The sequence below is a fragment of the Nonomuraea cypriaca genome (assembly GCF_015645445.1).
Classification (GTDB): Bacteria; Actinomycetota; Actinomycetes; order Streptosporangiales; family Streptosporangiaceae; genus Nonomuraea; species Nonomuraea cypriaca.
This window is the reverse complement of record NZ_JADOGI010000013.1, coordinates 76,609-86,216: the sequence shown is the minus strand read 5'-3', so window position 1 is coordinate 86,216 and position 9,608 is coordinate 76,609. Positions and strand designations below refer to the sequence as shown.

Annotated in this window: 7 protein-coding genes and 1 pseudogene; 1 reads left to right on the top strand and 7 read right to left on the bottom strand. The window is 71.0% G+C overall.

Translation table 11 applies throughout. The features are described 5' to 3' along the window. The 7 genes and pseudogenes from ITP53_RS06810 to eccD all read right to left on the bottom strand — a co-directional run. Positions 1-1,033, bottom strand: a pseudogene (locus ITP53_RS06810) (hypothetical protein); the annotation flags it as partial. 14 nt (positions 1,034-1,047) lie between these two features. Further along, a complete protein-coding gene (locus ITP53_RS06805) occupies positions 1,048-1,515 on the bottom strand; it encodes a hypothetical protein (RefSeq protein WP_195894427.1) in 468 nt (155 codons plus the stop codon). 10 nt (positions 1,516-1,525) lie between these two features. Then, on the bottom strand, positions 1,526-2,812 hold the full coding sequence (locus ITP53_RS06800; RefSeq protein ID WP_195894426.1) for a hypothetical protein: 1,287 nt from the start codon (positions 2,810-2,812) through the stop codon (positions 1,526-1,528). 6 nt (positions 2,813-2,818) lie between these two features. After that, the gene (locus tag ITP53_RS06795) at positions 2,819-3,223 is read right to left on the bottom strand and encodes a hypothetical protein (protein ID WP_195894425.1); all 405 of its coding nucleotides are present in this window, start codon (positions 3,221-3,223) and stop codon (positions 2,819-2,821) included. Positions 3,224-3,318: 95 nt separating this feature from the next. Then, complete coding sequence (locus ITP53_RS06790; RefSeq protein ID WP_195894424.1) at positions 3,319-3,633, bottom strand: WXG100 family type VII secretion target; 315 nt, start codon at positions 3,631-3,633, stop codon at positions 3,319-3,321. 14 nt (positions 3,634-3,647) lie between these two features. Beyond that, positions 3,648-3,974, bottom strand: coding sequence for a WXG100 family type VII secretion target (locus tag ITP53_RS06785; RefSeq protein ID WP_195894423.1), 327 nt, complete (start codon positions 3,972-3,974; stop codon positions 3,648-3,650). 98 nt (positions 3,975-4,072) lie between these two features. Beyond that, entirely contained in the window at positions 4,073-5,509 is a 1,437-nt protein-coding gene (gene eccD, locus ITP53_RS06780; RefSeq protein ID WP_328814175.1) for a type VII secretion integral membrane protein EccD, read from the bottom strand. A 102-nt stretch (positions 5,510-5,611) separates the two neighbouring features. Here eccD and eccCa point away from each other — a divergent pair, with 102 nt between their 5' ends. Beyond that, entirely contained in the window at positions 5,612-9,592 is a 3,981-nt protein-coding gene (eccCa, locus tag ITP53_RS06775; RefSeq protein WP_195894422.1) for a type VII secretion protein EccCa, read from the top strand. Positions 9,593-9,608 lie beyond the last annotated feature (16 nt).

The window sequence follows — 9,608 nt, the reverse complement described above, 5'->3', positions numbered from 1 at the left end:
CGCCCGCACCGCCCGCGCCGCCGCCGGGGATGCCGGTGCCCAGCCCCGTGCTGGGGCCCGTGGGCGTGGTGTACCCGGTGTTGGGGTGGGCGAGCGAAGGGTCATAGTTCGCGAGGTTCGTGGAGGGGGAGTCCGGGAGATTGGCGGAGGGAGAGGCGGCCGCCGGAATGCTGGGGTTCCCCCCGAGCGTGGGGTCCGTCAGGCCGGAGGGGTTGGCCCCGCCGTACGGGTTGTTGTCCAGCCCGTCGATCCCGGATCCGTCGGGGTACTGCCCGGACGGATAGGTCGCGCCATCCGGAATCTGGCCGCCCGGAATCTGCCCGCCCGGCATGCCCGGCATGGAGCCCGGGTTGAGCCCGGCCCCGTTGTACGCGCCGCCCCCCGGCCCGCCCGTCGGCATGGTCGGGTACGTGCCGCCGCCGTTGCCGGTGTTGAAGTCCGGCATGTCAGGCATGACAGGCATCGGGAGCGCCTGCTGCACCTCGGACGGCAACTGCTGATAGTGCTCGAGGATCTTCTCGTTGACCGCTCTCAGATGGTCGGCCGCCCGGTCGTTGCCCCGGTGGCTGCTGTTGAACGGATTGAGTGCGGCGGCATAGTCGATGTCCCGGTCGGAACGCGAGTCACGATAGGCTGACTCCACGACGTTCTGCTGGGCCCACCTCAGCGTTTCCCCGTACCCGACCAGTGACCTGCCCATGGCGCCGAGCTTCCTGCCCAGCTCGCGGGCGCTGGCGGCCAGACTCCGCAGCTGCAACTGCGTCTCGTACGCCGCCGGCCCCTGATAGTGCTCGGCCAGGGACCCCGCCTTCTCCTTCAGACCGTTGGCGAAGCTGTTCAGCAGCGGCTCGGCCTCTTCGTAGTAACGCCCCGCGAGCCGTACGGCGTCCGGGTTCGTGGCGTCGATCTGATTCTTGATCTCGTCGATGTGGTCGACGAACGTGCTCTCCAGCCACCCCGCGTCGTGCACGGACGTGTCCAGTTGCGTGTCGTTGAGGTGGAGCTGGTGGGTCTGCGTCTCGGGTTCGGCCATGGATGTGCTCCGTCTCAGGCTTGCTGCCGCGCGGCGGCTTCCTCAGTCGCGGACTCGGCGTTCGCCGAGGTCCGCGCGATCTCCAGCAGTCCGTCGAAGGACCGTTCCGCGCTGTCGACCAGCGTCGCGTAGAAGCCGCCGAAGGTGCCCGGCTCACCGACCAGCATCCTGTAGGCCGACATCGCCGCCGTCGCGTACTGCATCGCGGCCGGCCACTCCCCCATCTGGTTCTGGCTCACCGCGCAGAACTGCTGGAGGTCGGGCAGGGAGCCGGCGCCCTCGAGGGGCTCGGCCTGGGGCGCGTCGCCGCCCGGCGCGGTCGCGAACTGCGTCGCCGGGATGCCCGTCGAGGTGGTGAGCATCTTGAGCAGCTCGTGCATCTCCCCCGCGACGCGGCGTATCTCGGGGCGATCGGCGTACGGGTCCTCGGTCTCATCGTTGTCCGAGGCACCGGGCCAGTCGCCTTCGGTCTGGAGTGCCATGTCGCCTCCTTCAGCTGCCGATCACCGGCGTCGTGGCGCTCTCCTCCGGGTCCCACATGTCGCGGTCCTCCCTGAGGTACGTCGAGCGCTCCTGGTCCTGTCCTTCCTCACCGGCGGCCCCGCCGGCGCCCATCGGCATGAACGGCATGCCACCCATGCCGCCCACGCCCGCCCGGCCCACCGGTGCGACCCCGCCGCCGCTCACCTGGCTGTACGAGCCACCCCCGCCGATCACCGCCGGCGCGTTCGCCTGCGGTGTGGCGTAGCCGGGGTGGGGCTGCGCCGTGGGCGTGGTCCCGACGGGATAGGTCGGCAGGCCCGCCGACTCGGTGCTTCGCGGATCGAAGGTCTCACCCGGTGTCCGCGTCTGCCCGTCGCCGCTGGGGCTGTCGCCGATCACCGGCGGAGCCGTGGCATCCCGGTCGTTCCCGGACGGCGACCCGTCCTGGTCCCCCGAGTCGCCGGGCCCAGGGTTGTCCGTACCGGGAGTGCCGGAAGGGCCCGGGCCCTCCTGGTCCGGCCGCCCACCGGAGTCCGGGCCCGACCCGCCGGTGCCGCCAGGACCACCGGACGAGCCGTACGAGCCGGAGCCGGACGAGCCCGAGCCAGGCCCGCCGCCGTTCCAGTAGTCCCCCTGCCGATAGGACGACTGGTCGCCGAGCGGCATGCCGCGCACGGGCGCGGGCTCCGTGGCCGGCGACACCTCGGGGAGATCGACGGTCACACCGGCGGGGAGGGAGTCGTACAGGCTGATGATGCGGCGGTTGAGCTTCTCCAGCGCCTGCCTGGCGGCGGCGTCCTTCGCGCCCGGGTCCGCGCCGGGCGAGGGAGAGGGCTCGGCGGTCGACGAGTCGATCGTCGGCGGCGCGTACGTCCCGGTCGCCGACGGCGACGGCTCGGGACGCGGCGAACCCCCCGACTGCTCCTCCCCCGCTGCGCGTACCTCGGCGATGGCCGTCGGCAGGTAGTCACGCCCGTAGAGGGTGAGCGCCTGGCTCATCTGGTCCATCGCCTCCGCCAGGTTGGCGCCGCTCGCGTTGAGCATCCGCAGCGCCTTCTGGACCTGGGCGGAACTGCTCGACCTCCACCCGTCACGCAGGTTCGTCCCGATGTCGGGCAGGGCGTCGGCCACCGACCTGATGGCGGACGCCACGTTCCCGTACGTCTCGCCCCTGCGGTGCACCTCGGTCGGCGAGGTGGCCGCCAGCCACGCCTGGATCTCCTCGCGCGAGGCGGCGATGCATGTCTCCGTCGGCTGGGCGGAGGAATCGCGGATCTCAACTGTCCGCTCGGCCACGACTTCTCACTTCCCGGCGTCGCCCTGGACGGGATTGGTGTTCTCGTAGACGTCGGCGCTGTCCCTGATGGCCTGGATGACCTGCCGGCAGCACTCGACGTACTCCCGGTAGAGGCCCGCGAGCTGCTGCCCGCGCCCCAGGTAGTACGGGCCGTACGTGCTCGTGTCGGGCACCAGGGTGCTCACGCTCCGCGCGAACGCGCTCGCGGCGGGCCACTCCCCGATGTGCTGCTCGTCGAGCGAGAAGTCCCCGGTGACGGCCTCGACCGAACCCGTGCTGCCCGGACCCTGTGTGGGGACCAGGGCGGTCTCCAGGGCCTCGGCGACCGAGCGCATCTTGCTCACGTCGTAGAAGAGCTCGTCGTCGCTGTCATCGAGCCCCGGCCACGGTTGCGGATCGAGCCCCGCCATGTTCCCCCTCCACGGTCCCCCCGTTCACGTTTTCCCCGTTCACGCGTTTCGGCCACCGCGCCGCGGTGGCCGAGAAGCAAGGCGTCCCGTACGGGTCAGCCGTCGGCCCAGATGGACTTGTTGCGGTTCTCGGCCATCCGGTAGTTCTCGTTCGCGATCCGCAGGGCCGTGCGCAGCTCGTCCAGTTGCGTACGCATCTGGTCGGCCGCGGCCTGCCAGCGCTGCTCGTGCTGCCTGAAGTACTCCTCCGCGCCACCGGGGCCCTCCCAGTGACCGGTCAGTTCGTTCTTCAGCTTGACCAGCAGCTCGTCGGTGGCCCGCTCGAACGAGCCAAGGATCTTGACGTAGTCGCCTTCTGCCATCTCCATCTGGCCGAAGTTGACCTTGGTGAAGTCGAGCTCAGCGGACATCGAGGTCCCCCCTCCTACTTGACGTCGACGTTGAGTAGCGATTCGACGCGGCCCACACCGGCCTGGACGTCCTGGTCTGCCGCGCTGTAGACGACCGAGTTGACGCCCATCTTGTCCGCGATGCCCTCCAGGTCGGTCCGCACGGCCCGCATGGAGTTGTCCCAGGTGGTCATGGCCGTCCTGAACTTGGCCGCCGCCGGGCCGAGCCAGCCGGTCGTGAGCAGGCCGTTCGCGGTGGTCTCGACAGAAACCCGCAGACCCTCGACGTACTGTGCCGTGTCGACCACATGGCCAGATGCCTTGGAGATCTGGGACGGGCTCGCCCCAAAGAATTCGGACACTTGTCGCCTCCGTGCATTTTGGTTTGGCTCATCTATATAAGCACCATTTGACTCACGAGTAACAGGCGTTCCGTATGACACGCCTCATTGACCGGCGGCTAGCCGCCCAGACCGCGTACCCAGGCGTACACGTCCAGGACTCCGAGTGCCAGCGGCACCAGCGCGACGATCAGCAGCCACTCCACGATGTCGGCCGCCCGGCCCCAGAACGGCGACGGCCGCCCGTTGGGCAACCAGACGCCCATGCCGACGACCACCATCGCGGTCCACAGCAGGCCGAGCACGGCGGCGACGGCGGCCACCCCGCCGACCTGGGTCGCGATCTCGACGGCCACCGCGACCAGCCCGGCGAACCCCGCGAGCAGCAGCCACAGCCGCTGCCCGACCCCCTGGAACACCCGCGCCCGCATGAGCTGCGTGAACGACAGGACCAGGGACATCGCCACCGCGATCCACCGGCCCTCGGCCACGAGCAGCGCGTTCGCCCCGATCCCGGCCAGCGTGATCCCGATGACCATGCCGGTCGCGTACCGCTGCGCAGCACCCGTGCGCTCCAGCACGGAGTCGCTGTCGAGCTGCTGGTTGTCGCCGCGCAACTCCTCGGCGTTGGCCGGCATCGGCGGCAGCGGCACCCTGGCCAGCTTGAACGACAGCACAGGGACGAGCGGACCGAGCGCCATCACGACGGCCACGCACACGGCCGCCACACCCGCCGCGGACGCCCCTGTGACCATCACCACGGCCGCGCCCACGGCCCCCGCCATGGAGGCGATGGCCGTGCCGAGGAATCCCGGCACGCCGTCGGCGATGGCCGTGCCACCGAGCGTGGCCACGAGCGCGGTGCAGGCCAGCGCCCCGAGCAGCTGCGCCGCCCCCAGGTCCGCCAGGCCGCCGCCCGCCGCGGGTGCGAGCAGCCCGGCCAAAAACGCGTACGGCAGCGCGGCGTAACCCACCAGAGCACCCGCGCCCGAGTCCCCGACGGCCCTGGACATGGCCATGCCGACCCCGGCGAGCACCACCGCCAGCGCGCCCGCCACGATCGCGGTGACCATCGGGGTCAGCCCGCCGGTCGCCAGCACCACGGCCCCGGCCACGAGCAGCCCGGAGGCCGCCCCGCCGCCGAGCGCGCGCGTGTGCCTGGCCTCCCACTTGCCCCTGCCCTCGCGCACGCCCGTGGCCACCACGTCAGCCACGTCGTCGTATCTGGCGGGCGGCAGCGCCACCTCACGCGGCCGCAGGTAGAGGATCTCCCCGTCGAGCACGCCCAGCGCTCCCAGGCTCTGCCCCAGGTCGAAAGGCGCCCCGCCGAGCCGCTGCAGCGTCCAGCCTGGAGCCGCGATCGCGTCGCCGCCCAGCTCTCCCATGGCCCGCAACAACCCGGGCAGCACGTGCGGCAGCGGGATGTCCGCCGGAAGCGCCAGGTCGGCCCTCCTACGGGGGCCCACCACCGTGACATGGCACAACGGCGGTAGCGGAGCGGGCATCTGGTGCAGCCCGCCCTGCTGTGCGGGCGGGATTTCGGACAACGAAGTCACAGCCACAACATAGCGGGGAGGAGTTAACTCATCCCTCAACTGGGGCGTATGGCCCATCTGGTAAGAATGTGCTTTTCGAGCATCAGAAGGGCCTGTCAAAGGGTGAGCAACGTCGTCGTTCGGCGCCCCGAGCGCCGCCCCAGCCCTCAGCCGCCGCGCGGCGAGATCCTGCTGGAGTCACCTCCGGAGATCCCCGAAGTGCAGTCGCAGGGCATGATGGCGGTGCTCACGTATCTGCCGATGGTGGCCGGCGCCGCCGCGATGGGCCTGATGTTCACCGCCGGCGGCACCAACGCCAACCCCATCATGTACGTCGCCAGCGGCCTGTTCGCGTTCTCCATGGTCGGCATGACGATCGGCCAGATGGGCCGCCAGTCGGGCGAGCGCAGGAACCGGCTGAACGGCTCCCGCCGCGACTACTTCCGCTACCTCGCCCAGACCCGCAGGAAGGTGCGCAAGGCCGCGGTCCAGCAGCGCGAGGCGCTCGAATGGAGCGGCCCCGCCCCCGACACGCTCTGGTGGACCGCCATGGGACCGCGCCTGTGGGAGCGCCGCCCCCGCGACGAGGACTTCAGCACCGTACGCCTCGGCACCGGCGTCCAGAAGCTGGCCGTCCAGCTCATCCCGCCGGAATCCAAACCGGTCGAGGACCTGGACGCGCTGGCGGCGGGGGCGCTGCGCAGGTTCATCAGGACGCATTCGACGGTCTCCGGCCTGCCCGTGGCCGTCGCGCTGCACTCGTTCGCCCGGATCAGGCTGGACGGGGACCCGGTCCTGGTCCGCGACCTGGTCAGGGCGATGGTGGCGCAGATGGTGGTGTTCCACTCGCCGGACGACATGCGGATCATGGTGTGCGCGAGCAGGGAGTGGATGTCCCACTGGGAGTGGGTCAAGTGGCTGCCGCACGCGCTGCATCCCGAGGAGACCGACGGCGCGGGGCAGGTCAGGCTCATGGCCGAGAACCTCGCGCAGCTCGACCGGCTCGTCGGCGGTGAGCTGAAGGAGCGGGCCAGGTTCAGGCCGGGGGCCTCCGCGGACGCGCTGCCGTACCACGTGCTCATCCTGGACGGCGGGCACGTGCCGCAGGACTCGCAGCTCGGCGCCGACGCCATCGACGGCGTGACCGTCATCGACCTGTCGGACTCGTCGGGCGTGGTCGAGGAGCGCGGCACGCTGCGGCTGCGGATCACGTCCGAGGGGTTCCACATGGTCAAGCTGGACCACGCGGGCAAGGAGAGCACGACCAGGCTCGGCGACCCCGACGCGCTCGACTATCTCAGGGCCGAGGGGCTGGCCCGTCAGCTCGCGCCGCTGCGGGCGTCGACGGCCAAGAGCGGCGACACGCAGGACGTGCTGTCGGCGAACACGACCCTGACCGACCTGCTCGGCGTCGGCGATCCGACCATGCTGGACACCGCGCAGACCTGGCGGTCCAGGGCGGGCAGGAACCGGCTGCGCGTCCCCATCGGCCTCGGCGCCGACGGGCGGCTCGTCGAGCTGGACATCAAGGAGTCCGCGCAGGGCGGGATGGGGCCGCACGGCCTGGTCATCGGCGCGACGGGATCGGGCAAGAGCGAGCTGCTGCGCACGCTCGTGCTGGGCCTGGCGGTCACGCACTCCTCGGAGATACTCAACTTCGTGCTCGTCGACTTCAAGGGCGGCGCGACGTTCCTCGGCCTCGACGGCCTCTCGCACGTCTCGGCGGTCATCACCAACCTGGAGGACGAGCTGCCGCTGGTCGACCGCATGCATGACGCGCTGCACGGCGAGATGGTACGCCGCCAGGAGCTGCTGCGGTCGGCGGGCAACTACGCCTCGCTGCGCGACTACGAGCGCGCCCGCGAGCAGGGCGCCAACCTGCGGCCGATGCCGACGCTGTTCGTGGTCCTGGACGAGTTCAGCGAGCTGCTGACGGCCAAGCCGGAGTTCATCGACCTGTTCGTGATGATCGGGCGGCTCGGGCGCTCGCTCGGGGTGCACCTGCTGCTGGCCTCGCAGCGGCTGGAGGAGGGGCGGCTGCGCGGTCTGGACACGCACCTGTCGTACCGGATCGGCCTGCGGACGTTCTCGGCCATGGAGAGCCGGGTCGTGCTGGGGGTGGCCGACGCGTACGAGCTGCCGTCCTCGCCGGGCAACGGCTACCTCAAGTTCGACACGAGCGGGATGACCAGGTTCAAGGCCGCGTACGTCTCCGGCGCCTTCCAGCCCCACTCCCGGCAGGTGGCGGGCACACCGGCCACCATCAGGGAGGTCGTCCCTTACGGGCCCGAGTTCGTCCCCGTGCCGCTCGTCGAGGAGCCCCCGGGCGCGAGCGCGGCGCAGGAGCCGGGCAGGTCGCAGCAGAGCCTGCTCGACATCGTCGTGGGCCGCCTGGCCGGCCAGGGCCCCGCCGCGCACCGCATCTGGCTGCCGCCGCTGGCCGCGCCCCCCACGCTCGCGCACCTGCTGCCGCCGCTGTCGATCACGCCTGACCTGGGGCTGACGACTCCCGGGTGGCCGGGGCGCGGCAGGTTGCAGGCCGTGGTGGGGATCATCGACCGGCCGTTCGAGCAGCGGCGGGATCCGTACTGGCTGGATCTGTCCGGGTCGGCGGGGCACGTGGGCGTGGCGGGCGGGCCGCAGAGCGGCAAGAGCAACGTGCTGCGTACGCTGATCACCAGCATGGCGCTCACCCACACGCCGCGCGAGGTGCAGTTCTACTGCCTGGACTTCGGCGGCGGCACGCTCGCGTCCCTGGAGGGGCTGCCGCACGTCGGCGCCGTGGCCAGCAGGCTCAACGGCGACCGGGTACGCCGTACGGTGGCCGAGATCGCGACGATCATGCAGCAGCGGGAGCGGCAGTTCACCGAGAACGGCGTCGACTCCATGGTCACCTACCGCAGGCGGGTGGCCGACGGCTCGCTCCAGGGCGACGGCTGGGGCGACATCTTCCTCGTGGTGGACGGCTGGCTGACGATCAGGCAGGACTTCGAGGCCCTGGAGCCGGTCATCACCGACCTGGCGGCGCGCGGCCTCGGCTACGGCATCCACGTGGTCGCGGCGACGAACAAGTGGTCGGAGTTCCGGCCGGGCATCCGCGACCTGTTCGGCACCAGGGTCGAGCTCAAGCTCGGCGACGCGTACGAGTCCGAGATCAACAGGAAGAAGTCCCTGGCCGTGCCCGAAGGCGTGCCAGGACGCGGCCTGACCAAGGACGGCCTGCACTTCCTGACCGCGCTGCCGAGGATCGACGGCGTGCAGGACGCCGACGACCTGGCCTCCGGCGTGCAGGGGCTGGTGAGGGCCGTCAGGGACTCCTGGCAGGGCCCGCCGGCCAGGCGCGTCAGGCTGCTGCCTTCCTTGCTGCCCGCCGCGTCGCTGCCCACGGCGGAGGAGACCGGCAGGAGCCGCATCGCGATCGCCGTGGACGAGGCCACGCTCTCGCCCGTCCTGATCGACTTCGACGCCGACCCGCACTTCGTCGTCGTGGGCGACACCGAGAGCGGCAAGAGCAACCTGCTCAAGGTCATCGCCGAGAACGTCGTCGCCAGGTACACGCCTCCCGAGGCGATGCTGATCGTCATCGACTACCGCCGCTCGCTCCTCGACACGGCCGTCAGCGAGCACCGCATCGGCTACGCGGCCTCCAGCTCCGCGGCCCTCGAACTGATCAACGACGCCCGCAACGCGCTGCTCAAGCGGCTGCCACCGGCCGACCTCACCCCCGAGCAACTCCGGGCGCGCGACTGGTGGAAGGGCTCCGACCTGTACGTCGTGGTCGACGACTACGACCTCGTGGCCACCTCGAACAACCCGCTGCTGCCCCTGGTCGAGCTGCTCCCGCAGGCCCGCGACATCGGCCTGCACCTGGTCATGTCCAGGGCGATGGGCGGCCTGGGGCGGGCCATGTTCGACCCGGTGATCCAGCGGATCAAGGACATGGCCAGCCCGGCGGTCATCCTGTCCGGCAACAAGGACGAGGGCTTCCTGTTCGGCAACGTACGCGCCCAGCCGCAGCCGCCGGGACGCGGACTCATCGTGGACAGGAAGTTCGGCTCACGACTGGCGCAGACGGCGTTCTGGCCGCCTCCTCCGGAGGGCTGACGGCTCCGGGGGGTTG